The 25,788-nt window shown below is 42.5% G+C and carries 20 protein-coding genes; 10 read left to right on the top strand and 10 right to left on the bottom strand.

What is annotated here, in order from left to right; translation table 11 throughout:
• Positions 1-393: 393 nt before the first annotated feature.
• Positions 394-579, top strand: a complete 186-nt coding sequence (locus ACJAZP_RS08215; protein WP_415230260.1) for a hypothetical protein — start codon at positions 394-396, stop codon at positions 577-579.
• A gap of 578 nt (positions 580-1,157) precedes the next feature.
• On the opposite strand, the gene ACJAZP_RS08210 is transcribed toward ACJAZP_RS08215, so the two are convergent.
• Positions 1,158-1,283, bottom strand: a complete 126-nt coding sequence (locus ACJAZP_RS08210; RefSeq protein WP_415230259.1) for a hypothetical protein — start codon at positions 1,281-1,283, stop codon at positions 1,158-1,160.
• Positions 1,284-1,787: 504 nt separating this feature from the next.
• Positions 1,788-3,683 carry an AsmA family protein gene (locus ACJAZP_RS08205; RefSeq protein ID WP_415230258.1) on the bottom strand — a complete coding sequence of 632 codons (1,896 nt, stop codon included), beginning with the start codon at positions 3,681-3,683 and terminating at the stop codon, positions 1,788-1,790.
• A gap of 569 nt (positions 3,684-4,252) precedes the next feature.
• Here ACJAZP_RS08205 and ACJAZP_RS08200 point away from each other — a divergent pair.
• Entirely contained in the window at positions 4,253-5,326 is a 1,074-nt protein-coding gene (locus tag ACJAZP_RS08200; protein ID WP_415230257.1) for an endonuclease/exonuclease/phosphatase family protein, read from the top strand.
• A gap of 11 nt (positions 5,327-5,337) precedes the next feature.
• Here the strand turns inward: ACJAZP_RS08200 and ACJAZP_RS08195 are convergent, their stop codons facing one another.
• The 5 genes from ACJAZP_RS08195 to cobA form a co-directional block, all read right to left on the bottom strand.
• Entirely contained in the window at positions 5,338-7,107 is a 1,770-nt protein-coding gene (locus tag ACJAZP_RS08195; protein ID WP_415230256.1) for a protein kinase domain-containing protein, read from the bottom strand.
• A 227-nt stretch (positions 7,108-7,334) separates the two neighbouring features.
• Positions 7,335-8,804 carry a NarK family nitrate/nitrite MFS transporter gene (locus ACJAZP_RS08190; protein WP_415230255.1) on the bottom strand — a complete coding sequence of 490 codons (1,470 nt, stop codon included), beginning with the start codon at positions 8,802-8,804 and terminating at the stop codon, positions 7,335-7,337.
• 76 nt (positions 8,805-8,880) lie between these two features.
• Positions 8,881-9,213, bottom strand: coding sequence for a nitrite reductase small subunit NirD (nirD, locus tag ACJAZP_RS08185; RefSeq protein WP_415230254.1), 333 nt, complete (start codon positions 9,211-9,213; stop codon positions 8,881-8,883).
• A 10-nt stretch (positions 9,214-9,223) separates the two neighbouring features.
• A complete protein-coding gene (gene nirB, locus ACJAZP_RS08180; RefSeq protein ID WP_415230253.1) occupies positions 9,224-11,761 on the bottom strand; it encodes a nitrite reductase large subunit NirB in 2,538 nt (845 codons plus the stop codon).
• Positions 11,762-11,784: 23 nt separating this feature from the next.
• Positions 11,785-12,666 carry a uroporphyrinogen-III C-methyltransferase gene (cobA, locus tag ACJAZP_RS08175; RefSeq protein ID WP_415230252.1) on the bottom strand — a complete coding sequence of 294 codons (882 nt, stop codon included), beginning with the start codon at positions 12,664-12,666 and terminating at the stop codon, positions 11,785-11,787.
• A gap of 486 nt (positions 12,667-13,152) precedes the next feature.
• Here cobA and ACJAZP_RS08170 point away from each other — a divergent pair, with 486 nt between their 5' ends.
• Positions 13,153-15,837 (top strand): molybdopterin-dependent oxidoreductase, encoded by a 2,685-nt coding sequence (locus tag ACJAZP_RS08170; RefSeq protein ID WP_415230251.1) that lies wholly within the window; start codon positions 13,153-13,155, stop codon positions 15,835-15,837.
• A gap of 10 nt (positions 15,838-15,847) precedes the next feature.
• Here the strand turns inward: ACJAZP_RS08170 and ACJAZP_RS08165 are convergent, their stop codons facing one another.
• Complete coding sequence (locus ACJAZP_RS08165) at positions 15,848-16,027, bottom strand: hypothetical protein (protein WP_415230250.1); 180 nt, start codon at positions 16,025-16,027, stop codon at positions 15,848-15,850.
• 12 nt (positions 16,028-16,039) lie between these two features.
• Between ACJAZP_RS08165 and msrA the strand changes: the two genes are divergently transcribed.
• From msrA to ACJAZP_RS08130, 7 genes are all read left to right on the top strand, one after another.
• Positions 16,040-16,630 carry a peptide-methionine (S)-S-oxide reductase MsrA gene (gene msrA / locus ACJAZP_RS08160; RefSeq protein ID WP_415230249.1) on the top strand — a complete coding sequence of 197 codons (591 nt, stop codon included), beginning with the start codon at positions 16,040-16,042 and terminating at the stop codon, positions 16,628-16,630.
• Between the two features lie 295 nt (positions 16,631-16,925).
• A complete protein-coding gene (locus ACJAZP_RS08155; protein ID WP_415230248.1) occupies positions 16,926-17,267 on the top strand; it encodes a metalloregulator ArsR/SmtB family transcription factor in 342 nt (113 codons plus the stop codon).
• 11 nt (positions 17,268-17,278) lie between these two features.
• Positions 17,279-18,280, top strand: coding sequence for an ArsJ-associated glyceraldehyde-3-phosphate dehydrogenase (locus ACJAZP_RS08150; protein ID WP_415230247.1), 1,002 nt, complete (start codon positions 17,279-17,281; stop codon positions 18,278-18,280).
• The gene (locus ACJAZP_RS08145) at positions 18,280-18,786 is read left to right on the top strand and encodes a cyclin-dependent kinase inhibitor 3 family protein (protein ID WP_415230246.1); all 507 of its coding nucleotides are present in this window, start codon (positions 18,280-18,282) and stop codon (positions 18,784-18,786) included. The genes ACJAZP_RS08150 and ACJAZP_RS08145 overlap by 1 nt, the downstream gene beginning before the upstream one ends.
• Before the next feature lie 63 nt (positions 18,787-18,849).
• A complete protein-coding gene (arsJ, locus tag ACJAZP_RS08140) occupies positions 18,850-20,061 on the top strand; it encodes an organoarsenical effux MFS transporter ArsJ (RefSeq protein ID WP_415230245.1) in 1,212 nt (403 codons plus the stop codon).
• A gap of 363 nt (positions 20,062-20,424) precedes the next feature.
• The gene (locus tag ACJAZP_RS08135) at positions 20,425-21,909 is read left to right on the top strand and encodes a carboxypeptidase M32 (RefSeq protein ID WP_415230244.1); all 1,485 of its coding nucleotides are present in this window, start codon (positions 20,425-20,427) and stop codon (positions 21,907-21,909) included.
• A gap of 128 nt (positions 21,910-22,037) precedes the next feature.
• Positions 22,038-23,018, top strand: coding sequence for an MDR family oxidoreductase (locus tag ACJAZP_RS08130; RefSeq protein ID WP_415230243.1), 981 nt, complete (start codon positions 22,038-22,040; stop codon positions 23,016-23,018).
• 105 nt (positions 23,019-23,123) lie between these two features.
• On the opposite strand, the gene ACJAZP_RS08125 is transcribed toward ACJAZP_RS08130, so the two are convergent.
• Together ACJAZP_RS08125 and ACJAZP_RS08120 are read right to left on the bottom strand one after the other, a co-directional pair.
• Entirely contained in the window at positions 23,124-24,065 is a 942-nt protein-coding gene (locus ACJAZP_RS08125; RefSeq protein WP_415230242.1) for a LysR family transcriptional regulator, read from the bottom strand.
• A 258-nt stretch (positions 24,066-24,323) separates the two neighbouring features.
• Positions 24,324-25,700: a Do family serine endopeptidase gene (locus ACJAZP_RS08120; protein ID WP_415230241.1), complete on the bottom strand. Its 1,377-nt coding sequence runs from the start codon at positions 25,698-25,700 to the stop codon at positions 24,324-24,326.
• Positions 25,701-25,788: the final 88 nt, after the last annotated feature.

The raw sequence follows: 25,788 nt of genomic DNA, 5'->3' as shown, positions 1-25,788 counted from the left end.
ACCAACTCCACTTATTGGATGATTTGGTATTCTATCCACAAATCACTTGAGTATGTATTTTCGAGTGATTTGTCCGTCAATTGATATTTACTCGGATGATCGAGTTTAGATTAGGAAATCATTTCACTGAACCGCTGCTTAAGCAGTGATAGTTGATAATTTTCAGTTAGTTGGGTGCTATTGCAAAAAGATAATGACACTCTTTAACCTTCAACTTTACATTGTTAGCAGGCCTGACAAAGATTATAAATAACAGAGAGTGTCGGTCGACGATCGGTGTTCATCTTATATTAAAATTTATAGACAAAGACAGGTTATCTTCTGTTGTGTTTGACTTTTACGGTATCAATAATATCTTTAATAGTGAGAAATGTTAGATTGGGGAGAAATTTTATGGTTAATAAAAGACCCGAAATAGAAGATAGTCGTAATTTTGTCCAGCGAATAGGGGGAATTTTATTTTTAGATCCATGTCCAGAATGTCATAAACATTCTTTTACTGCCGCAAGTTACGGAAATGAAGGTCATTGTTCTGCCTGCGGTCATACAACGCCTTTATTAATTCCGCAAGATGAGTAATAAAATTTCAGGAGGTTTTTCTTTCCTGAATTAAAAAAGAGTCGGCAAATATAACGACTCTTTTGTGATTCAGGACTCCGACAATTTTCATACCTTTTTATAAACCTTCTTATAAACAACCGCTTTCACATCTCCTCTTACTCAATTTATAAAAATAGTATTTCCATAAATTGATCATAAGACCCCTGCCGATTCCAGGATAAAGAGCATTGCCGCTTCTCAGACCGACTCATTTTTTTTAAAATCATCTATTGCTTTGTTTTTATCGTTACAGTTTTTTATCAATATAACTTTCTAGTGTATTAGCCGCATTCGTTGATCGTTTTTATTAAATTAATTAGCTTGGTTGAACATATACTGCGCATTATCTGTTGTTCCGCAAACGGCAGTGTTCTCAAATGTTGGTTCTCAAGTTTTGAGCTAATTAATCAAAATTTATATGCTTAAAGCAGATCTATAGAAATAAAAATACAATCAATAGAAGAATGAACGGGGATTTTTTATAGGGGACTTTTTATATCAAAGAGGGGGACCATTGCTAGATAACCACTAGAGGGCAATATGCCCTTTAGTGGTTATTAGTCTTGGTAAGTGAAGCTATAGTTTGAACGCAATGTTGCAAATGCACGATTTGTAATATTACGTACTTTGCTCTTTTTTTCTATTTGTAATAGAGCTTCTTTTATTTGTTTAACATTTTTCATGTTTTTTCCTTTTCTATTTTTCTTTGTATCTGCTGATTAAAGCAAATTTATTTTTCAATGTAATTTAATTACTAAATATGACTCTTTTACCTTAGGGTGGCTCTTCGAATCGAGGTCATAATACGATTTAATGAGACATTGATCAAGTTGTTTTGTAATTTAATTACAAAAATGTAAGGTTATTTTTGTTTTCAAAAGATTTTATTTATTTTTACGTAATTAAATTACACTTTTTTTTGGGGCTTTTTCCGTGACAAATATTATAGGGCAGGCTGATAAGAGAGGATTTTCGATTTATTGCTTACCTTATGATGTTAAGGCTCTAAGGCACTAAGTCTCTAAGGCACTAAGTCATTAAGGCTGCAGGAGGAATACTTTCATCGGACTGGTGGGTGGAAGTCGCTATTAAAAAGCCCTAAAATAATTTTAGGGCTTTTTTAATACTATTAACTTAATCTTTTGTTAACCAAACAATGTTAACCAAATAATGTTAATAAAATAAAGTTAACCAAACAGATTATTGAGTTTATCTTTTAATTTATCTTCTAACTTATTTTTTTGCTCTTCTATTTTTTGTTGAGACTCTTTTTTAAGTTTCTCTTTCAGGCGTTTTTTCTCTGCATTAAGACGTTCTTTTATAACGCCTTCTGTGTCCAATGTAAATTTAGGATCAGAAAAAGGCCCCTTAATAAGTAGCGGAATAGTTAAACCACTCAAATCGCCCTGTTCGATTTTTTCAGTGCTCTTTGACAGTGGAGTGACGCTTAAACGATAGTCCAATGTCTCTTTTAAAATATCAGCCAGACCATTGCCATCAAGACGCATAACAGGAGAGAGCATTAACAATTTTTGGTTATTGACAATGCCATTGCCGATAACGAAATTTCCGGTTAATGATGCAAAGTCAGTTTTTTTAATATTTTCTTCGGTGGGTTGCGGTGCAGCGGTCAGTTTCGCTTTTAGGATACGTACCTCCTGAGGAAGGTTAATACCGTATAACTCACCGTCTAATAATTTAAAATCACCCTTTCCCGTTAATCCTGTTTTTATTTTCGTGGTGGTTAAACCTTGCCCTTTACCGGCGAAGTTAAAGTCCGTTGTACCGCTAATAAAATCAATTTCAGCGGCATCAATCAGCATTGGACGTATTTGTACGTTATTTAGATTGCTTGAAATCTGGTAGCGATTTGATCCTTTACTCTCTTCAATGGATGCCTCTAAGGTTAACAACCCCTGGTAAAGCTCCGCCGTTAATGGCGTTAGCTGTGCTTTGCCCTTATTAACCAGTATTTTTGAATTAATTTTGCCAATAGTCAGACCGGATACTTTGACCCCCTCGATGGACAGTGTGCCGTTGACATCCAGGCTGTTTAATATGCTCAGATCCGGCTCTTTTTCGCTTGTATTAGCACTGCTCGCTGTGCCGGGAGTGGCTGTTGTTTGTTCTTCTGGGGCAGTTAAATAAGGTTCGAGATTCCATTGATTGCTCTTGAGCGAGAAACGCACTGTGGTTAACTTTTGGGTTTGTACCGAAAGTTCTCCAGCGAGTTGGATTTGATCAAGCTTAATGATCAAATCAGTGAGTTCTGCTTTGGCATTATTAAGATCATATTTGATATCGGTATTAATCGAACTATCTATTTTCCCATTGGGCAGCGCTTCTCCGGTTAATAGCGTGGTAAGAGAAAATTGCTTCAGTTCAAGCGTTGAAAAGTCGGAAGCTAGCAGAAGTTTTGAATGCAAATCTAATTTAGCCTGTAGGTTATCCAGAACCAGGTCGGTCTGCATCGATAAATCTGTTTCCTGTCCAGGTACAAATTTACCGAGTTGAATTTGTTTGATATTTGCTTTGTTGCTGGTACCGGCTTTAAGGTCCTGAATTTCTATTTGCGCATTATTAAGATTAATACCCGCTAACTGCAAATTTTCCAACGCAAAAAAATCACTTTTTTCGGACTCCGTATCGCCGCTTGTGTCCTTAACTGGGGTTGTTTCCTGCGCGCTGCCGGCCGCCTGCATATTATCCAGATTTGAGCTGCCGTCTTTATTGGTAATAAGGTTAACAACCAAACCATTAACGGTTAATTCACCAATCTGAATTTGACCTTTTAATAAGGGTAAAAGATCGATACCAAGGGCAGCCTGATCAATTTTCAGCAAATTCTCACGATTAAATCCGTCAGGGTTACGCAGTTCAATTTCGCCACTGCTAAAACCTAACTGTGGATAAAACGCCCAGCTAATATCACCATTAATAGCCACATCTCTGTTAATGGATTTTTTAACTTGAGTTTGAATTTGTTGTTTATAATCATTGGGATCAATGGTTGCCATTAGCAGCACAACGGCCGCCAGCAAGACAATCACCAAGCCCGCAAATAATTTAAAAAATAGTTTCATTGAATTTTCCTTATCGGTGTTATTTAAATTTCAACCCGTCATAACGATTTTATAAAAGGGTTAAATTATCAGATTCAGTTTTATAACATTTAATGATTATTGATGAGACTGGTTTTTCATCTATTTTTTCAGCACCTTCAAAAAAAAGCAATAAACCGCCTATTTATTGATTCTAATACTACTATAGGCAATGCTTTGACTATATAAGTGGACTGATTAAGTATATCTGACATTCCGCACTGCTTTTAAGAAAAAATTTGCTGATATTGTCTGCCCTTGAAGCACAAAAAGATGCAATATGCCTTCTTCATTGGCTTATTTCATCGCAGCAATGAACTCATTCGCGGTGAGCGAATCCCAAGCTGCCTTCGCCACGGTAAAACCTGTCTACTCCTAAAATAGAGTCTTCTGCGTTTACGGTAGGGCGATTTTTTTATTACTCTAGCGGGCGACCGGCACAGTGCAAAGTCAGACAAATAGTCATGGACAGAGGTAAAAGAATCAAGCTTCTCCACAAGCCGAGCCAATTTCCGTTATACTGGCGGTCTAAACACCACAGAGAAAATAATTTGTCATTTAATCATCCCCCTGAAATACAATCAGTCACTACCGCTGACGCTATCCCTGATTCCTTTATTAAGATCGCGACTTTTAACCTGTTTAATTATCTTGAGCCGCCTTTTGCCTATTACGATTTTGAACGGATTTACAGCGCCGAACAATGGGCCAAAAAACAAAAGTGGATAGCCGATTATGTTAATGAATTTCAACCCGATGTGATTGGATTTCAGGAGGTATTCAGCCCGCAAGCATTAGCTGACTTATTAGCCGAACAAGGTTATGAATTTTTTCAGATAGTGGATCAGGCGCAAGTGATTGATGACTTTATCTGTCGCAGCCCGGTGGTCGCTATTGCCTCAAAATATCCCATTGTCGATATTGAAGCGGTGCAGGCGGATAAAACCCTGGCTGTTGCAATGGGACTGCAAGAGGATTTTTCCTTCAGTAGGCAGGTCTTACGCGCAACCATTAATTTGCCGCATATTGGCGATTGTGACTGCTACGTGGTGCACTTTAAATCTAAACGTCCGATGCTTGAACACGATAACAGTAATGATTTTTCAACAGAAAAAAACATTATTGAAAAACTTAAGGCACAAGTCGCCGGCGGTTGGGGCTCCACTATTCAGCGCGGCAGCGAAGCCGCACTATTACTGGTTAATATGATAGCGCGCCGCGAAGAAAGCGGATTGCCGATGATTTTGATGGGCGATTTTAACAATATTCTGGAGGATGGCGTATTAAACCACCTGATAACGGATTCGCTGCGTTTTGTATCAAAATTTGACAGTGATGCTTATCTTGAAAAATACTGCTTAAAAGATTCATGGGATTTATTTCAGGGAACAGAAAATAATACTGAGCATATTTCGCGTAAACCAACACACTATTTTGGTGCTTCGAGTTCGGTCTTGGATTATATTTTATTATCCTGTGAATTTGATGCCAACTATCATTCCAGCTTATTTGAAGTCAGTGAATATAATACCTACGACAGGCATTTGATCAATCCCATTTTTGACCGTGACGGAGAAAGCACCGACCACGGTGTGGTCTTAGTGACCCTGCAGTTACGCTCTTAATTGTCTAAGTTTTAATCTCCCAGAAGCAAAGTTAATTCTATTAAGGCAACAAAAAATAGCAGGGTGCTTAAAATCTGCCAGAACTTAACCGGGTTGCGCTCTAATAATGGCGCACTCTCGCGGCTCCTGAGCATTTTTGTATTGGGCGTGTAGAGATCCTGGCTAAATTCACTCATGGCATTGTAACGCTGCGCCAAAACCGGGTGTGCGGCCTTTTGCAGGGCTAAATCAATCCAGTCGGGGATATCAGGCCTAAACTGTTTGATCGGGCGGTATTTCCATTGTGCATTTCTTGCGCGGCTTAAGGATTGAGAATTGAGTGATTTATAGGGTAAATGTCCCGCTAATAACTCATAGGCTATGACCGCAATAGAAAATAGATCCGATGCTGAACTGGCGTGTCCTTTAATCAAGTACTCGGGCGCAATATAATCGGTAGCGCCTAAAGGTTGCTCGCTTTCGAGGGCCACCGATATTTCATCCAAACTGTCTATTTGCACCGTGCCAAAATCGATAATGGTTATTTTATTATCTGCCGATATCATAATATTTTCCGGTTTTAAATCGCGATGCACCATACCGGAACGTTGTAATATCCTGACCGCGGCGACAATATTATGGATAATCTCTCTGCCCGTTTCTAAGGGGGGATGAGGATTATCATAGATCCACTGCCTGAGGGTAATACCTTTAATATATTCGCAGATATGGTATAAAAATGGCGATCCATCCACTTTCGGTAAAATCGACATAATGCTCGAATGAGATAATTTTCTGCCGACCCATTGCTCCTTTGAAAAACCATCGAGATAAACCAGATCGTCACTGAAATTTAATGACGGCATCTTTAAAATAAAAAAACCTTTAGACCATTTATCGATAGCCAGATAAACATGGCTGCGCGGGCCTTCATGAATCACTTTTTTTATTTGGAAATGATCAATTTCATTACCTTCATGCAGGGCCGGTGGAATAGTTAATTCGGTTAATCTTTTTTGCAGTTCGTCAACGGCGACGACCGGTAAGCTTTTAACCCTCAGCAGCAAACAGGTGAGGTTATCGGTACTGCCGTTATCCAGTGCATTTTGAGTTATTGCTTTGGCTAACACTTCAAAGGCCGCTGCACTTGATTCTTGAGGAGCTAATGTGGAAAGATGTTTTTTAAGTTCAGTTTTGCTCAGCCAGTCATGAATACCATCGGATGATAAAAAAAACAGATCATCCTGCTGCAGCTCGGTTGTTTGAAAGTCGACCTCTAAATGCGAGTCCATGCCAAGTGCGCGGGTTAAAACACTGTTTTTACCGTATTGAGCGCGGCTATGATCTTTACTGAGCTGTTTTAATTGTGAGTCGCGGTAGCGATATATTCGAGTATCCCCAACGTGAAAAAGGTAAGCGCTGGTGGATTTGAAAATAACCGAGCTGAAGGTGGTGATTAGCCCGTCGTGGCGGATCTGGTCATTATTGCCGTGTTGGTATAACCACGAATTAAGTGAGTTTAATACTTTGCCGGCGGATAATTTTGTCCCCCAATGTTCGGGCGTACAATAATAATCATTGATGAATTGGGTGACGCTGGTATGACTTGCCTGCTGACTCTTAGTGCTGCAGCTGACACCATCTGCGATGCTGGCGACAATGCCTTTGTGTTTTTTTTCTGTGTAGGAGGTCGGTATTTTGACCGCAAAAGCATCTTGATTGATTTCTCTTTTGCCGGTTTCGGAATATCCCCCGACAATCAGTTCAAGTGAGTTATCAGGTTGTTTAGCGGGGATATTCAAATTTATTCTTTCCTTAGGCTGGGTAGTGAAGGCGGGTGTTAATACAATTAACACCCGCCGTTTTCTTATACCAAAAGAATTAATGAAGTGATCAATGATTGCGAAGGAAAAATCAGCCCTAATAAGGCGTGAGTTGCAGGAGATAGTTATTCTCACTTCAAAACTCACAACGCAGTTAGGGATGGTTTTAACCAGCAAGGATGATCACCTTTTTAGTTCTTTTGGTATTAGTGACTAACATCAATCATAGTGACACTGCCATCGGGGTTGAGCTCGGCCATTTGTCCCTTGGGCTCGGTCATCAGCGTTAAAGTCACCAAACCACAAAATGCAGTCACGGCAATCACGTAGAAAAAAGTTTGGTAATCAACAAATGACAGTATGGTTAAGTAAACCACCGCACCAACGTTACCGTAAGCGCCGGTCATGCCGGCAATCTGTCCGGTCATTCTGCGTTTAATCAAGGGTACCGTGGCAAATACTGCACCTTCACCGGCCTGCACAAAGAAAGAACATAACATCGCTGCTGCAACCGCAATCCACAGTGTCCAGCCGCTGGTAATTTGCGCCATTAACAGATAACCCAAGGCAAGTCCTGCGGTAAGAATAACTAAGGTTATTTTACGCCCGCATTTATCAGAAATCCAACCACCACCGGGGCGTGAAACCAAGTTCATAAAGGCATAAGCCGATGCAACCATACCCGCCATGACAGGCGTCAATTCAAAGGTTTCCAAAAAGAATAAGGGTAACATTGAAATCACCGCCAGCTCAGAGCCAAAGGTTGCAAAATAAAGCACATTTAAAACAGCAACCTGTTTGAATTTATAGCGATGAATTTCAGCGACAGGGGTAGTGAAAATTGATTTATTGACCTTCCAAACCTGTGACCATTCGTAAATATACAGCGCAATCAATACGACATAAATAAGATAAGTGACTTCAGCGCTAATCATCGCAATATTGCTTGGAGAGACTTTCCATGCAAGCAACGCAAGGGCTGCATACATTGGGATTTTCATTATTAATAACAGGAAAAAGTCACCCTTGGAAGTTACTTCCATGGCGGTTAAATTGGCCGGTTTAAAATAAGTAGAGCCTTTTGGAGTATCGCTAACATTAGCATAAAACACAAAAGCAAAAACTAAACTCATCAAACCTGTGATTGCTGTTGCATAGCGCCATCCGTCTTCACCGCCAAACAATAATGCAAGGGTTGGTAAGCTAAAAGCTGCAGCTGCACTACCGAAGTTACCCCAACCGCCGTAGATCCCCTCGGCGGTGCCGAGTTCGTTATGCGGAAACCATTCTGACACCAAGCGAATACCGATCACAAAACCTGCACCGATAAAACCGAGCAGAAAACGTGCGATAGCAGCTTCTAAAAATGTTTCTGAAAAAGCAAACATAAAACATGGAATAGAACAAATCGCCAGCAATGCCGAATAAACGACTCTTGGCCCGTATTTGTCGGTTAATGAACCGACAATAACCCGAGCAGGTATGGTCAGGGCGACGTTAAGAATTAATAGGGTTTTTATCTCTTCGGTGCTTAAACCCAGAGACTCCTTTACCGCAAGCAGCAGGGGAGCGAAGTTAAACCAGACCACAAATGTGATAAAAAAGGCCATCCAGCTTAAATGCAGGATTTTCATCTTCCCGGCAAAAGAGAATATATTAAATGAGGTTTTATCCATGATTCTTTCCTTTAAAAAAATTTTGTGCTCTATATGCTTGGCATATAGAGCACAATTAAGAGCTTCAAATTGACGATTAACGTGTTGCCTGCAGTTGCACCTGTTGGTCTTCAATACGCACTGCATAGGTTTGTAATACGTGCTCAGGTGAATCCAGGCAGACGCCGGTTTTTAAATTAAAGCGCTGTTTATACAAAGGCGATGCAACATAGGTTTGCCCCTCGGTTGAACCTATTATTCCGCGTGAAATGACATTCGCTTGTGCGAAGGGGTCAAAGTTGGAAACTGCATATAATTCCTGGTTACGTTGACAGAAAAAAATGGCAACTTGCTGATCTTCAAATTGGGCACAAACGCCGCTGTTAGGAGCAAGATCTTCATATTTACAAATGTTAAACCACTGACTCATGACCTTCCCCTTATTCCGTTAGTTCTACGACTTTGATTGTTTGTGGATTGCCTTTTGGGGCAGGTATACGCTGCTCGCGCTCCAGCTCAAATGCCAACTGATCATCGCTGTCATCACTGTTGATAAAATGTTTGAAACGTTTTAGTTTTGCCGGATTTTGCAGCGTGGTTTTCCATTCGCATTGATAGTTTTTAATGTTGTTTTCCATCTCCTGTTCAAGTTCAGCGGCGAGATTAAGCTTGTCTTCGATCACCACTTCTCTTAAATAATCTAATCCACCTTCGAGGTTTTCCAGCCAAACTGAAGTACGTTGCAGACGATCCGCGGTGCGGATATAGAACATTAACAAGCGATCTGTGTATTTTATAAGGGTTTCTGTATCCAGGCCCGTAGCAAATAAATCACCGTGACGGGGGCGCATGCCGCCATTACCACAGACATACATATTCCAGCCGTTTTCCGTGGCAATGATGCCAACGTCCTTAGTCTGGGCTTCGGCACATTCGCGGGTACAACCGGACACGCCAAATTTTATTTTATGCGGAGAACGCAGACCTTTATAACGATTTTCGACCTTGATGGCTAAGGCCATGCTGTCATCAACCCCAAAACGGCACCAGGTACTACCCACACAGGATTTAACCGTGCGTAAGGATTTTCCATAGGCGTGGCCTGTTTCAAAACCGGCATCGATTAATTGCTGCCAAATGATTGGTAATTCATGTAACTGCGCGCCAAACAGATCTATTCGCTGACCACCGGTGATCTTGGTATAAAGATCAAATTCCTTGGCGACTTGACCCAGTACAATCAGCTTGTCCGGCGTGATTTCACCCCCTGCTACGCGCGGCACAACCGAGTAGGTGCCGTCCTTTTGAATATTACCAAGGTAGAGATCGTTACTGTCCTGTAACTCAATATGGGTATCTTCCAACACATATTCATTCCAGTAAGAGGCTAAAATAGAACCCACCGTTGGTTTACAGATTTCACAGCCTAAACCGCTGCCGTGATTTTCCAGTAATTGCTCAAAAGTAGTGATTTTTTTAACTCGAATAATGTCCGTGAGCGCTTGTCTTGAATAGGCAAAGTGCTCACAAAGGTCGTTATTGACTTCAAAACCTAAGCTCGCTAGTTCACTGTCTAAAACTTGTTTGGTCAGTGCGCTACAACCACCACAGCCAGTTGATGCTTTAGTTTGTGTTTTGATATCTGCCATGGTGCAACAACCCGCTGCAACGGCACTTTTAATATCACCCTTAGTGACATCAAAACAGGAACAGATAGCGGCAGTGTCGGGCAGGGCTTCGATTCCTAATCCACTCGCTTGTTCATCACCGGTATTGGGTAGAATCAGCACCGCAGGATTTTCCGGCAGGGTCATATCATTGAGTAACAGTTGTAATAATGTGCCGTAAGCCTGTGCATCCCCGACTAACACCGCACCGACAATCTTTTTGCCGTCTTCCGAGACGATCAAACGTTTATAAACCTGTTCAATTTCATCGTGGTAGGTGTAAGACTGCGCGCCCGGTGTTTGACCGTGCACTTCACCAATGCTGGCCACATCAATGCCTAATAATTTTAGTTTGGTGCTCATATCAGCACCCGTAAAAGCAAGAGACTCGCCTTTGATATGGGCTGCAGCCACTTTTGCCATCTGGTAACCGGGCGCAACTAAACCAAAAATTTTGTTATCCCATAATGCACATTCACCAATTGCATAAACATTATCAACGTTCGTCTGGCACTGGTTATTGATAACAATACCGCCGCGCTCGCCAATTTTTAAATCAAACTGCCTGGCCAGTTCATCTTGAGGGCGAATACCCGCAGAGAAAACGATTGTATCTGTTTCTAGAAAACTGCCATCGGCAAAATTCATTCGGTAGCGGCAGTTATCACCGTCGATAATTTCCGTGGTCGCTTTTTCCGTATGGACCTGTACCCCTAATGCTTCAATTTTACGGCGCAGTAATTGACCACCGCCGTCATCTAACTGCACGGCCATTAAACGCGGAGCAAATTCCACCACGTGGGTTTCCAAACCGAGATTAACCAGTGCATTGGCAGCTTCCAGACCTAACAGACCGCCACCGACAACCACACCCACTTTACTGCTTTTTCCAGAGGTTGTTATGTCCTCTAAATCATCAATAGTACGGTACACATGGCAATGTTCTTTATCATTGCCCGCTATTGGAGGCACAAAAGGAAATGACCCCGTTGCCAGAACTAATTTATCGTAGGATTCAATACGACCGCTGTTGGTAACTACCTGATTATTGGCGGTATCAAGTTTGATAACCTTATCGTTGAGCACGAAGTTGATGCCGTTTTGTTGATAGTAAGTCGCATCGGTCAGGGCTAAATCATCGGCTGTTTTACCGGAGAAAAAACCGCTTAGTTGAACGCGATCATAGGCAAGGCGCGACTCTTCTGAAAAAGTAATGATCTCGTAGTCAACACTTTCATCTGCAATCAGGGTATCAATAAACTTGTGGCCGACCATGCCGTTACCGACCACCACAATGCGTTGTTTGTTCATAATGTTAAAATCCTTATAAATTTTTAAGCTGATAATTGGGTTAACTCATTAATCGCACTATCGATCGATGGTTTTTCGTTAAACCACTGCAGCTGCTCAGCGAGAGAGACAACCTTGCCAATCATGATCAGAGCGGGTGATTTTATTTGCTGTGTTTGTACTAATGAGGAAAGTTGATTGAGTTGACCGGTGTTCACTCTTTGCTGCGGACAGCAGCCGTTTTCAATTAAAGCCACCGGCGTGTTTTTATCTAAGCCTGCTTTTATGAGCTGCGTTTCAATTAATTCTGCTTTACTCAGGCCCATGTAAAAGACCAGAGTATGATCCAGTTTGGCAAGGGCTTGCCATTTTATATCCAGGGTTTTTTCTGCATGCGCGGTAACAAAAGTACAACCTTGAGAAAGGCCGCGGTGCGTAAGGGGAATGCCTGCGTAGCTGCCGCAACCTGCCGCAGCGGTAATGCCCGGCACGATTTCGGCTTTAATATTGTGTGCTTTCAGGGCCAGCATCTCTTCGCTGCCACGGCCAAAAACAAAAGCGTCACCGCCTTTTAAACGGCAAACGCTTAAACCTTGTTGGGCTTTATTGATTAACAGCTGATTGATGTCGGACTGGCTGATACTGTGATTATTTTTAGCTTTCCCAACATACAAGATTTCAGCCTGTGCAGGAAACAGCTGTCTGATTTGTTGACTTACCAGGTTATCAAAAATAATGACATCACATTTTTGGATCAGCCGAAGTGCTTTTACAGTAAGCAGATCCGGATCACCGGGGCCGGCACCTACTAAAAAAACCACTCCGGAAGTGGACGGTTTTTGGCTTTTTAGTAAAGCCCTGTTGGCCGTTTTTATCTCGTTTAAAACAAAAGTGGTAACCACATTGTTACTTTTTTGTATGTTCATATTGTTACCTGTTTGCATTTTTTATCGTCAAGCTGCTATCGGGTTTTGTTAATTTACTGTTGTGAGTTTGTTAATACTTATTTTGTTAAAGCAAATTCAGTGCCAATGTAAATAAAAACCCTTGAATTAAATATTTAAGGGTTTTTAAATCAGGTTGTTAGTGGTTATTTCCATTGTTGATGACAATGTACCGAGTGCACACCGAACAGCTTGTTAGGGTTAAAAATAGGTGCATTAATAGTGCAACTAGCACCACTATGATCCTTTTGTAAGCTTGCTCATCTTTTTTGGAGAGTGTCTTCTTAAGGACACTGGTGCTGATCTATTCGCTGTTTTTTGTTAACTGTTTGTTTGTGTAGTGTTAACTTTGCTCTTTACGGAAAAATCGGATTATGCACATTATTTGGCGCGTAAATTGCATGATCGGATAGATAAAATCGAATTAAGCATAAAACAGCTGATAAAGCTGAAATCAAGAGAGGTCACATGACAGCAGAAAAAAGCCTATGGACAAAAACCACCTGTGCATATTGTGGCGTTGGTTGTGGTGTGGAAGCAAAACCCAATAAACTCGGTTTATTGGATATTAGAGGTGATCAGGATCACCCCGCAAATTATGGCCGCTTGTGCTCTAAAGGTTTGGCGCTTGGTGAGACGGTTGTCCATGAAGGGCGATTATTAACCCCGGAAATCAACGGTACTGCGTCAAATTGGGATCAAGCTTTAACGCTGGTGGCCGATAAATTTTCCGACACCATAAAAAAATACGGGCCTGATTCCGTTGCCTTTTATGTTTCAGGGCAGTTACTGACCGAAGATTATTATATTGCTAACAAGCTTATGAAAGGCTTTATTGGCAGCGGCAATATTGATACCAACTCGCGTCTGTGCATGTCTTCATCGGTCGCTGGCCACAAACGTGCATTTGGCTCTGATACTGTTCCGGTTTGTTATGAGGACCTCGATAAAACTGACATGGTGGTCATTACCGGCTCCAATTTAGCCTGGTGTCATCCGGTTTTATATCAGCGCTTAAAAGCGGCGAAAGCTTTGCGTCCGGAACTTTTTATTGTGGTTATTGATCCGCGTAAAACCGCAACCTGTGAGATTGCAGATTGTCATTTGGCCATTCAGCCGGGCAGTGATGTTGCCCTTTTTAACGGTTTATTAGCTTATCTTGCTGAAAATAAAAGCATAGATCAGGATTATATCGACCAATATACGCAGGGTTTTGAAGCGAGTTTAGCCAATGCTGTAGATGAATGCCGGAATTGGGATGAATTTTTAAAACGTCTGGGTATTCAAGAAAGCCAACTGGAATTATTCTATAAACATTTTTCTCAAACCGAAAAAGTGATCACCATTTATTCTCAGGGGGTAAACCAATCATCGCAGGGATCGGACAAGGTAAACAGTATTTTGAACTGTTATCTGGCAACGGGGCGTATTGGCAAAGAAGGCATGGGACCCTTTTCGGTGACCGGTCAGCCCAATGCCATGGGCGGCAGAGAAGTTGGCGGTCTGGCGAATACGCTAGCTGCACATATGGAGTTTGGTAATAAACAGGATCATCAAAGCATCAGTGAATTTTGGCAGACCGAGCAGTTAGCTGCAAAACCCGGCTTAAAAGCCATTGAGCTTTTTGATGCTATTTATGACGGCACCATTAAAGCCGTTTGGATAATGGCCACCAACCCGGTGGTCAGCTTACCCGACAGCAGCAAAATTCAGGCAGCACTAAAAAAATGCCCGTTAGTAGTTGTTTCTGATTGCATTAAAGAGACGGCGACAACGGCTTTTGCCGATGTGTTATTACCGGCCCAGGGCTGGAGTGAAAAGTCCGGTACAGTGACTAACTCGGAGCGCCGAATTTCCCGTCAACGCAGAATTTTAGCAACTCCTGGTTTGGGCAAACCCGACTGGTGGATAATCAGTGAAGTGGCAAAAAAGATGGGCTTTGCAAAGGCCTTTGATTATGCCCATGAAGGGCAGGTTTTTGATGAGTATGTAAAAATGACCGCATTGGGCAACCGTGACGGCAAGTTACGTGCTCTAAATTTAATTGGTCTGGCGGATCTCAGTGCGGCTGCTTACAATCAGCTGACTCCGCAACAATGGCCGGTGCCTGAATACCAAAAAGAGGTGGTCCATCAGCGTATGTTTGCCGATAATCTGTTTTTTACGGCAAATAAAAAAGCACAATTGATCCCGGTGTTACACCATAAGCCTCTTAGCAGCTGCTGTGAAGATTACCCCTTCGCGCTTAACAGCGGCCGTATTCGCGATCAGTGGCATACCATGACCAGAACCGGGTTTTCCAGCCGCTTAAGCGCCCATCAGCCGGAACCCTTTGTGTTAATGAATCCTGCTGACGCAAAAGAACAGCGACTCGAGCACGGTCAGTTAGTGGATGTCAGCAGTGTCAGTGGTGCAGTATTAGTTCGCTTAGCGGTTTCAGCAGACATTGAACCAGGACAGTTGTTTATGCCGATACACTGGAATGCGACGACGGCCAGTAAGGCCAATGCCTGCTCCTTAATCAAAGCAAATTTGGATAGTAGTTCAGGGCAACCGGAATTTAAATTTACTCCGGTTAAGCTTGTCAAATGGGCATACAAAAGTGAAGCCTGGTTACTCAGCCGGACGCTTATTGATATGTCTGATTTTGATTATTGGGTAAAACAAAAGGTAGCCGCGGGTTATTTGTATCGCCTTGCTGCAAATATTAATCCGCTTTCGATGACCGTTAAACTGTCCAATTTAATACTCCAACATGGTGGCAAAACGCTGACTAATTCTCCCAGTACTAAAAGCTCCGATCCTATTTACCGTTACGCTAATGTTATTGATCAGAAAATGCAGCATGCTTATATTGTCGGGAAAAATCTGCAGGAGCAAGACTTAGACTGGTTACAAAACCTCCTTGAGGAAACGGTTGACGACAGTATTGAACGCACTATTATTTCCGGGCAGGTAGAGGGTAAACTGGCCTGCGGGAAACTGATTTGCGCCTGTAAACAAGTAGGTGAAAAAACCATTAAAAATGCCATAGTGGATCTGCAACTGGATAATCTGGAAGCTGTCAGTGAACACACCGGCGCCGGAACGGGATGCGGATCCTGTCTGGGGGAAGTGGAGGAAATTTTAATAGACTGCAAAACGCTTGCTTAAAGGTTTGCCCTTATCCGCAAAGAAAATCCGCAAAGAAAGGGCTGACATTGTCAGGGCGGTACGCAGCATCTGTGCTGGTTGACTCTTCTGGCTTATCATTAAGCCAAGCAGCCGCTTGCTTTTTGAAGCTGAATGAACAATTCTTATCAGACTGATTGCTATCACCTCGAAACGCAGTTTTGTTGATCAAGGAATAACCTTAATGAAATCTAGATTAATACTCTCACTTTTAAGCGCTTGTCTGTTGTACAGCGCAAACGTGCTGGCTGACAAAGCTATCTTGGCCGGCGGATGTTTTTGGTGCATGGAATCCGACTTTGAAAAACTTCAGGGAGTGACCGATGTGGTCTCGGGTTTTACCGGCGGGAAATTAGAAAACCCAACCTATAACGGTGATCACCAGGGGCACTATGAAGCCGTGGAAATCACCTATGATGCGGATAAAGTAAGTTACCAGGCACTGCTCGACTATTACTGGGTAAACATCGACCCCTTTGACGCGCGCGGGCAGTTTTGCGATAAAGGGCCAAGTTATCTCAGTGCTATTTTTGTCGCAGGTGAAGAAGAGAAAAAAATAGCCGAACAATCTAAAGCGGCAATAGCGGCGCAATTTGCCGATAAAACCGTCGTCACGCCCATTTTACCGGCAGCGGTTTTTTATCCCATTAAAGGTAACGAAAGTTATCATCAGGATTATGCCAAAAACAACCCGCTTCGTTATAAGGCTTATCGTTGGAACTGCGGGCGGGATAAACGTCTTACAGAGATTTGGGGTGATAAAGCGGCTCACTGATAATAATCTGATAATTAGCTACTTGGACAATATAAAAACGCTGATCATTCAGCGTTTTTTTATGCCCGTCATAGTTGCAAATTCAGCTGATATTTTTTTAAACTCGGTCTTGATCATAAAAATATTAAGCCAGAATAAGGCATGGCTGTTTCTGTCAGAAGCCGTGAGCCTTGACATTTTTGCTTGATGCCCATCGATACTGCTTTTCCTCAAACAGCTGAAAAAACCATTGACATTGTGAAGCTTACGGATAAGATATGCGCATATCCGTATATGGAAATGTCGTGGAGATATTATGTTACCCCATCAATTTTTTAAACTGCTTTCAGATGAAACCCGCGTGCGTTGCTTATTGCTGATCGCACGTGAGAATCAAGTGTGCGTAGCAGAACTTGTTGAGTCTCTGCAGGAGAGCCAACCTAAAATTTCGCGGCATTTAGCGATGTTACGCTCAATGGGTATCGTTATCGATACACGCCAAGGTCAGTGGGTATTTTACCGACTTGCTGAGAATTTACCCGGTTGGATGAGAAAGCAAATACAAGGCTTAGTCGATTCCAACTGTCTGAAAGAAGAATACCAACAAGATATTGAACGTCTGTGTGCGATGAAGTCGCGCCCCACCTGCTGTGTTTAAAGGAAAATAAAATGTCTATTAAAGTCGGAATTAATGGTTTTGGTCGTATTGGTCGTCTGGCGCTGCGTGCAGCTTTTGATTGGCCAGAATTAGAATTTGTACAGATTAACGATGTAGCAGGTGATGCGATCACCCTCGGGCATTTACTGGAGTTTGATTCGGTGCAGGGCCGTTGGCATCATCAGGTGGAAGCCACTGAAAAGCAGATTGTTATCGATGGAAAAGTGCTACGCACCACGCAAGAGAAAAGCATTGATGCCGTGGACTGGTCTGGTTGTGATGTGGTTATTGAAGCAACGGGCATTCATCGTAAAAGCGAGTTTTTAAACAAATATCTGGTGCAAGGTGTCAAGCGGGTGGTGGTTTCAGCTCCAGTGAAAGAAGAAGGCATCGCCAATATCGTAGTCGGCGTGAATGATCATATTTTTGATCCGGCAATTCATCGTATTGTCACGGCGGCTTCCTGCACCACCAACTGTATTGCGCCTGTACTAAAAGTCATCCATGAAAAACTGGGGATTGAGGAAGTTGCTTTTACCACTATCCATAATTTAACCAATACCCAAACCATTCTCGATGCGCCGCATAAAGATCTACGTCGCGCGCGAGCTTGTGGCATGAGTTTAATTCCAACAACAACGGGATCTGCAACCGCTATTGTTGAAATTTTTCCGGATTTAGCCGGTAAGATCAACGGCCATGCTGTTCGAGTGCCCTTAGCGAATGCTTCATTAACGGATATTATTTTCAACGTAACACGTGATACCAGCGTAGAAGAAGTGAACGCTTTGCTTAAAGAGGCATCTGAAAATGAGCTTAAAGGTATTCTCGGTTTTGAAACACGGCCACTGGTTTCGATTGATTATAAAGGCGATCAACGTTCGACTATTGTTGATGCGTTATCAACCATGCTGGTCGGTAAGCGCATGGTTAAAATTTATGCGTGGTACGACAATGAAATGGGTTATGCCACTCGTACCGCTGAGCTTGTTCGTAAAGTCGGTGCAGTTTAATGAAGAATACAATGACACATCCAACCTGGGAATTACCCCTTAAAGATAACGGTGCACTGATTCTGATGCCTTGTCCCGGTACTAAACAGGTAACGCTGCTGGACAGTCTGAAACAATTAAAATCTCAGGGCGTGACTGTTATTATAACTGCGATTAGTCAGGCAGAAATGCAGGCCAAAAATGTTGGCGACTTAGGCGATCTTGCCGCAACCCTTGGCATTCAGTGGCTTCATCTTCCAATCGAAGATGACTGTGTACCGGACCACACTTTTCAGCAAGACTGGCAGAAAAATAGTAAAGCGCTTCACGCAAGACTTGCACGCGGTGAGAAAATTGCAATGCACTGCATGGGAGGCTCCGGACGCACAGGTCTGCTGGCAGCACATTTGTTGTTAGAGCGAGACTGGGCATTGGATGAAATTATCGCCCGAGTGCAGGCATTGCGTCCCGGTGCTTTCAAAAAAGCAGATCAAATTGACTACGTTCGCCAATTAGCTGAAAAATAGTAATAAGCATAACAATAAACGAAGCCGCCTTTTAGCGGCTTCATTTTATAGAGAGTTTAATTTATGTTGTCACGCCTGGATCAAAATATTCGTCAATATATGTTAGTGACGTTTAATTATTGGAATTTTACCATTACCGATGGTGCACTGCGCATGTTGGTGGTGCTGTACTTTTATGATTTAGGTTACTCCACACTGTCCATTGCTTTTTTGTTTCTTTTTTACGAAATTTTTGGCGTAGTGACTAACCTCATTGGAGGGTGGTTGGGTGCACATTTAGGCCTTAATCGCACCATGAATATTGGTTTAGGCATGCAAATATTTGCTTTGCTGATGCTGGCGGTGCCCGCGGTGTGGTTGACTATCCCGTGGGTAATGGCCGCCCAGGCGTTATCCGGAATCGCCAAGGATCTTAACAAAATGAGCGCGAAAAGCTCAATAAAAACATTAGTACCGAGCAATGCTGAGGGCACGCTGTATAAGTGGATTGCGATACTGACCGGCTCTAAAAATGCGTTAAAAGGGGCGGGGTTTTTCTTAGGAGGGGTATTACTGACCACCATTGGATTTCAGTACGCCGTGTTGCTGATGGCAGTGCTGCTTAGTTTTGTCTTTATCAGCAGCCTGATTTTTCTTAAAGCTGATATCGGCAAAGCTAAAAACAAACCTAAGTTTTCACAGATATTTTCTAAATCACCGAGTATTAATATTCTGTCAGCTGCGCGCATGTTTTTGTTTGGTGCGCGTGATGTGTGGTTTGTGGTCGCGCTGCCTGTTTATCTGGGCAGCGTATTTGCCTGGCCGCATAGTTATGTTGGTGGTTTTCTTGCGCTATGGGTAATCGGTTATGGTGTAGTGCAGGGATTTGCACCACAGATTACCGGTAAAAACCCTGACGGAAAATCAGCGTTCTGGTGGTCATTGGCACTGCTTATGGTGACCGGCGCCATTGCCTATTCGGTGCAGATAGGCTGGCAGCCTGAAGTGGTTATTGTCGGTGGTTTGATGTTATTTGGCGGCGTATTCGCCATTAATTCATCACTGCATTCCTATTTAATCATCAGTTACGCGAGAGGGGACGGGGTATCTCTTGATGTTGGTTTTTACTATATGGCAAATGCTATGGGCAGGTTAATTGGCACGGTTTTATCCGGTTGGGTATTTCAGGTTGCCGGCCTTGCTGCCTGTATGTGGGTTTCATTTGCGTTTTTAGCACTGACAACCATCATTTCTTTATGGTTACCTAAGAAAATTGAAGCAAAATTGCCCGTTTAGCCCTTGAGTTGACTCTATCTGCCTAATCGAACCCCCCAGTTTGATGAGGTAGTGAATCGATGAGACGGTGAAAATGTATGCAATTTCTTTGTTTTAAGAAAGGCAGTGGTTAAATCAATTTGGCCACTGCCTTTTTGTTTATTATCAATTAAAACAGCCATGTTATCCTTTCCTTAAATCAGCCTAACTTTATCCGGACTGCTATTACGCAGATTGGCAGCATGCATCTGCATAGAGATAGCGTATAATCACGGTTTGAATTTTAATTCATTTATTCATCTATTTATTTAACTATTTATTTATCTATGGCTGTGTTCCCAAGCAGAGAAATAACCATTTCACCTTTTATCCCTAGGATACAATATGAAGCACTACAATAAACTTTCTGAGCATTATAAAAAAATTGCTAATTTTGATCACCTCGCTGCGGTTGCCGGTTGGGATCAGGCAGTGATGATGCCTGCGGGTGGTAATGAATCTCGCGCACAGGCAATGGCTGAACTGTCGGTACATATCCATCAGTTATCAACGTCTGAACATCTTGGCGAGTTATTTGCTGATGCAGAAGCTGAAAATCTCGGCGATATTGAGTCCGCAAGTTTGCGTGAAATGAAAGCCTCATGGCAAAAGGCGACGGTGCTACCGCAACGTTTGGTAGAGGCTAAATCATTAGCCGGTTCTAAATGCGAACACGCCTGGCGCACGCAACGCGGTGAAAATGACTGGCAGGGTTTTTCCAAAAACTTTGCCGAGGTTGTATTGTTATCTAAAGAAGAGGCTTCAATTCGAGCAGATGCTGCCAATATAAGCCCCTATGATGCGATGCTGGATCTTTATGAACCCGGTACTAGTTGTGAGCAGCTCGATGGTATTTTTGGAAATTTAAAAACCTGGTTACCTGATTTAACCGAGCAAATTCAGCAGCAGCAAAGCAATCAGGCGTTTATTCAGCCGTCAGAAATTTATAGCACCCAGCAGCAGAATGCGCTTGGTCTGGATATTATGAAACTGCTTGAATTTGATTTTAATCGCGGCCGATTAGATATCAGTTCGCACCCGTTTTGTGGTGGAACCAGCCAGGATGTCCGAATAACAACACGTTACGATGAAAGCGATTTTGTCCAATCTATGATGGGTATTGTCCATGAAACAGGGCATGCCCGTTACGAGCAGGGTTTACCTAAAGATCTTAAAGGGTTGCCGGTCGGTGAAGCACGTTCGATGGGGATCCATGAATCTCAAAGTTTATTTTTTGAAATGCAGCTCGGCCGCAGTAAGGAATTTATTGATCAACTGGTGCCCTTAACGTTGAAACATTTTCCGAATAATAATCCTGCCGTCTTTGAGGCCAGTAATCTGCAAAAAATATACACCCGTGTTAAGCCCGGATTAATTCGCGTGGACGCCGATGAGGTCACCTATCCTGCCCATGTTATTTTACGCTATGAAATAGAGCGTGATTTGATCAACGGCAAGATTAATTATACGGATATCCCTGAACTATGGGATCTTAAAATGCAGCAATATTTAGGTATTTCAACGGCGGGTGACTATAAAAATGGTTGTATGCAGGATATCCACTGGACCGATGGCGCTTTTGGATATTTCCCCAGTTATACTCTGGGTGCTATGTACGCAGCGCAGTTTATGGACGCGATGAAAAAACAGGTGGATGTTAATGCCTGTCTAAGAGAACAAAAACTAACGCCTATTTTCAATTGGTTAGATGAAAATATTTGGAGTAAAGCCAGTTCGTTAACAACCGATCAGTTAGTTAAGCAAGCAACAGGTGAAACCCTTAACCTTTCTATATATAAAAAGCATCTTGAGCAAAGATATTTAGGTTAAGATGTTTCTATGTATTTATCTATGCATTTTGTGCATAGATAATATGATTAAGTTTCATTTTTTTCATAAACTGTTTTGCCCTAAACTACCTTTATTTAAAGCATCCTTATTACCCACGGAGTATCTCTATGTTTAAAGCACTTATCCTCAATCAGCAAGACAAAAAAACCACTGCAGAAATTTGCCAAATTGATGAATCTCAGTTACCTGAAGGGGAGGTCTTAATTGATGTTGATTATTCATCATTAAACTATAAAGATGGTTTGGCGATCACCGGTAAAGGCCGAATCGTTCGTCAATTTCCGATGGTACCGGGTATCGATTTAGCCGGTCAGGTTATTGAATCTAAGGATGGGCGTTATCAGGCCGGTGATAATGTTGTCTTAACGGGTTGGGGCGTTGGTGAAGGTCACTGGGGCGGCATGGCAGAGAAAGCGAGTTTACAGGCTGATTGGTTAGTCCCTCTGCCGCAGGGAATGAGCAGCAAACAAGCGATGATGATAGGCACCGCCGGCTTAACCGGAATGTTATGTGTACAAGCCTTAGTTGATGCCGGCATTAAACCTGAAAGTGGTGAAATATTAGTGACCGGTGCAAGTGGCGGTGTTGGCTCGGTTGCGGTGACTTTATTAGCACAGCTCGGTTATCAGGTTGTTGCAGTGACCGGCAGAGTGGAAGAAAATGGCGAGCTATTAAAACAACTGGGTGCCAGCCGTGTTATCCCGCGTTCTGAACTTGAAGAGCCGATCCGTCCATTAGACAAACAGTTATGGGCAGGTGCCGTGGATACCGCGGGCAGTAAAATACTTGCTAAGGTTCTGTCGCAAATCAGTTATGACGGCGCGGTTGCCGCATGTGGTTTAGCTAACGGTTTTGATTTGCCCACCACGGTTATGCCTTTTATTTTGCGTGGAGTTAAATTATTAGGTGTTGATTCTGTTTCCTGCCCTTACCCACGACGCATGGCTGCATGGAAACGTATCGCTGAAATTTTACCGGCCAGTTATTACCAGCAAGCCTGTCGCGAGATCGAATTAGAACAAGCAGCAGAATATGCTGAAGCGATTATCAATGGACAAGTGACCGGACGCATCGTCATCAAACTGTAAAGACTATAGCTAATGTATTGCTTTATAATAAGTCTTTAAATTTGAGCCTGCTGTTGCAGGCTTTTTTTTAATCAATTTTTGACTAATCTAAATCTAAATCTAAACCTAACCCTCTCCCATCTCAACTATCCGCTGCTCAATTAATTGACTGCATTCCTCTTTTAATAAACGCCGCAGCCAAATTTGTGCCTGGGAATATTCATAACGGGGATGCCAGATAAGTGAATATTCAAAAGGTTTAAATTCAAAGGGCAGGGGTTTTACAATCAGGTCATACTTTTCTGCCACTAAATAGGCCAGATCGGCAGGGACGGTAATCAGCAGCGGCATTTTGTCCATAATAGCCAGGGCCGCTTCTAAATGAGATGCCCGCAAAATAGTATTTTGTTTTTGATGTCCACTCAGCGCAGTATCAAGCAGTGTTTTAACACCGTCGCTAATCGCAATCAAAGCATGCGGATAAGTAAGATAACTCTCCAAAGTCAGTGTTTTATCGGCCAGAGGATGAGACTTTGATAACATACAAAATACGCTGACCAGGCCAAATTTTTCCCGTTGTAACGGATCAATTGAATAAGCCGGACGGCAGATCGCCATATCCACCCCTTCACTGGTTAATTGATTGATCATCTGGTTATGTTTCAGTGGTAAAAACTCAAGGGATATATTTGGCGCTTCTTTGTAAATACGAGGTAGTGCATAGGGCATAATTGTTTGCATGGCATAATCGGTCGCGGCGATCCTAAAATGCTGCGTACAATCTATTGCTGCAAAATCACTGGGTGATAACAGGGCCCGTAATGATTGTAGGGGATCATTGAGCGCAAGGTTTAACTCGATAGCGCGTTGTGTTGGCTGCAGATGTTGGCCATCACGGATAAAAAGCGGATCGCCAAGCAGTATTCTTAATCTTCCTAATATGCGGCTCAATGCCGATTGACTCAAATTAAGCCTGACTGCGGCATTACTGACACTGCCTTCTTCGACTAATACCTTTAATGCAATTAATAGATTTAAATCTTTGCGGTAAACGTCCTGCAGTTCCATATCTTGATCCATGCTTTTAATAACAGTGGCTTATTATGGATAATATTAAACACAACCGCTATCCCTTTTAATTATTGTTGTTATTTTTGCATGCCGAGTGCTTCCCGTAGTGCATTTGGGATTTCTAATATCCAATTAAGCTCTATTTTGGCAACGGAAAGGGTTGTGTTGAGGTAATGAGCGTAACTGTGCTTAGATTCTTCTCCACACAGTTACACTCACAATTACACTACACAGTTACACCATGCATATCATTAATTAACGAATGGCGATAAATAAAGAGACACCACTGCGGTTAACCTGTAATAGGATGCTGCTCTTAGATACTGCCAGTGCTTTTTTGAAGGATGATAAATTATTAACGCTGCGTTTATTCGCGGCGATAATGACATCACCCGCCGCAAGTCCACCGTAGGCGGCCGGAGAGTTTTTTTGCACTTCGATGACTTTTACACCCTTGCCCTTATTATTGTTGGAAAATGAAGAGCCCGTAAGCAAAGAATGCAGTTCTGCGGATGAATCTGCAGCACTCAAGGTTGGTGGTTTGCCAATTTTAACATCCACTGTTTTTTTAACAGCATCACGTAATAGGGTGATTTTGACCGTATCGCCGATACTTTTCAGGCCTATTTGGCTGCGCAGCTGTCCGCTAGACGTGGTGAGTTGATCATCAACACCGGTAATGAGATCACCGGCGATTAACCCTGCTTTTTCAGCGGGAGAGCCCTTGCTGACACCGGCAACCAGTACACCCAACTGACCATTTTTAAGCTCCAGTGCCTCCTTTAAATCACGGGTAATATCCTGAATAGCAACACCAATCTGACCGCGTCTAACCTCACCGTATTTTATGATTTGCTGCATGCTCGCTTTGGCCATATTGACTGGAATGGCAAATCCGATGCCTATATTGCCACCTGCCGGCGCAATAATAGCGGTATTGATACCAACCAGTTCACCATTCAAATTCACCAGTGCTCCGCCGGAATTACCGGGATTAATAGAAGCATCGGTTTGAATAAAGTTTTCATAACCTTCTATCCCTAAACCACTGCGTCCCAGCGCGCTGACAATACCCGTGGTCACTGTTTGGCCTAAACCAAAAGGGTTACCAATGGCAACCACAAAATCACCGACTTCTAAAAGAAGGGTCTCGGATATGGTTACCTGAGTAAGTTTGCTGGCTTTTATTGCCAGAATAGCAATATCCAATTCCGGATCTGAACCTATTATTTTAGCCTTATAACTGCGCCCGTCGATCAATGAAACCTGCACTTCGTCGGCGTCTTTTATGACATGGAAATTAGTCATAATGATGCCATCTTTGGCATTGATTATGACCCCGGAACCTGCACTTTGCTGGCGTTTTTGCGGGATTTTCTGCTGTAAATCATCGGGCTCAGGAGTATCAAAAAAGTGCTTGAAAAAAGGATCGTTTAATAAAGGATTGACCTGCGCCTGTTTGGTTGAATAGGTGGAGATATTAACCACTGCGGAATTCACTTTTTTCAACATAGGCGCAAGAGAGGGAAAAGGTTTTCCTTCGGCAGTTACATTAGGTATTGCTGCATTGACGCTGTAACTTAAACCCAGGCAAAGCATCATCACTAATAATAGAGGGGATTTGATCTTCATGTTCTTTCCTTAAGGCTAATCAAAATAATTTATGGTTAAGAAGGTGCTTTATATATTTTAGGAGCTTACAAAATAGCGTTTAGCAGGT

Source organism: Psychromonas sp., assembly GCF_047632955.1.
In the GTDB taxonomy this organism is placed as follows: domain Bacteria; phylum Pseudomonadota; class Gammaproteobacteria; order Enterobacterales; family Psychromonadaceae; genus Psychromonas.
The sequence above is the reverse complement of the archived record's forward strand: the minus strand, read 5'-3'. Positions and strand labels throughout refer to the sequence as shown.

Excerpts from the sequence above, each read along its gene's own strand:
- nirB (WP_415230253.1), bottom strand. The coding sequence starts at position 11,761 with ATGAACAAACAACGCATTGTGGTGGTCGGTAACGGCATGGTCGGCCAC.
- ACJAZP_RS08130 (WP_415230243.1), top strand. The coding sequence starts at position 22,038 with ATGTTTAAAGCACTTATCCTCAATCAGCAAGACAAAAAAACCACTGCA.
- ACJAZP_RS08215 (WP_415230260.1), top strand. The coding sequence starts at position 394 with ATGGTTAATAAAAGACCCGAAATAGAAGATAGTCGTAATTTTGTCCAG.
- cobA (WP_415230252.1), bottom strand. The coding sequence starts at position 12,666 with ATGAACATACAAAAAAGTAACAATGTGGTTACCACTTTTGTTTTAAAC.
- ACJAZP_RS08145 (WP_415230246.1), top strand. The coding sequence starts at position 18,280 with ATGAAGAATACAATGACACATCCAACCTGGGAATTACCCCTTAAAGAT.
- msrA (WP_415230249.1), top strand. The coding sequence starts at position 16,040 with ATGAAATCTAGATTAATACTCTCACTTTTAAGCGCTTGTCTGTTGTAC.
- nirD (WP_415230254.1), bottom strand. The coding sequence starts at position 9,213 with ATGAGTCAGTGGTTTAACATTTGTAAATATGAAGATCTTGCTCCTAAC.
- ACJAZP_RS08150 (WP_415230247.1), top strand. The coding sequence starts at position 17,279 with ATGTCTATTAAAGTCGGAATTAATGGTTTTGGTCGTATTGGTCGTCTG.
- ACJAZP_RS08210 (WP_415230259.1), bottom strand. The coding sequence starts at position 1,283 with ATGAAAAATGTTAAACAAATAAAAGAAGCTCTATTACAAATAGAAAAA.
- ACJAZP_RS08170 (WP_415230251.1), top strand. The coding sequence starts at position 13,153 with ATGACAGCAGAAAAAAGCCTATGGACAAAAACCACCTGTGCATATTGT.
- ACJAZP_RS08190 (WP_415230255.1), bottom strand. The coding sequence starts at position 8,804 with ATGGATAAAACCTCATTTAATATATTCTCTTTTGCCGGGAAGATGAAA.
- arsJ (WP_415230245.1), top strand. The coding sequence starts at position 18,850 with ATGTTGTCACGCCTGGATCAAAATATTCGTCAATATATGTTAGTGACG.
- ACJAZP_RS08205 (WP_415230258.1), bottom strand. The coding sequence starts at position 3,683 with ATGAAACTATTTTTTAAATTATTTGCGGGCTTGGTGATTGTCTTGCTG.
- ACJAZP_RS08135 (WP_415230244.1), top strand. The coding sequence starts at position 20,425 with ATGAAGCACTACAATAAACTTTCTGAGCATTATAAAAAAATTGCTAAT.
- ACJAZP_RS08120 (WP_415230241.1), bottom strand. The coding sequence starts at position 25,700 with ATGAAGATCAAATCCCCTCTATTATTAGTGATGATGCTTTGCCTGGGT.
- ACJAZP_RS08155 (WP_415230248.1), top strand. The coding sequence starts at position 16,926 with ATGTTACCCCATCAATTTTTTAAACTGCTTTCAGATGAAACCCGCGTG.
- ACJAZP_RS08125 (WP_415230242.1), bottom strand. The coding sequence starts at position 24,065 with ATGGAACTGCAGGACGTTTACCGCAAAGATTTAAATCTATTAATTGCA.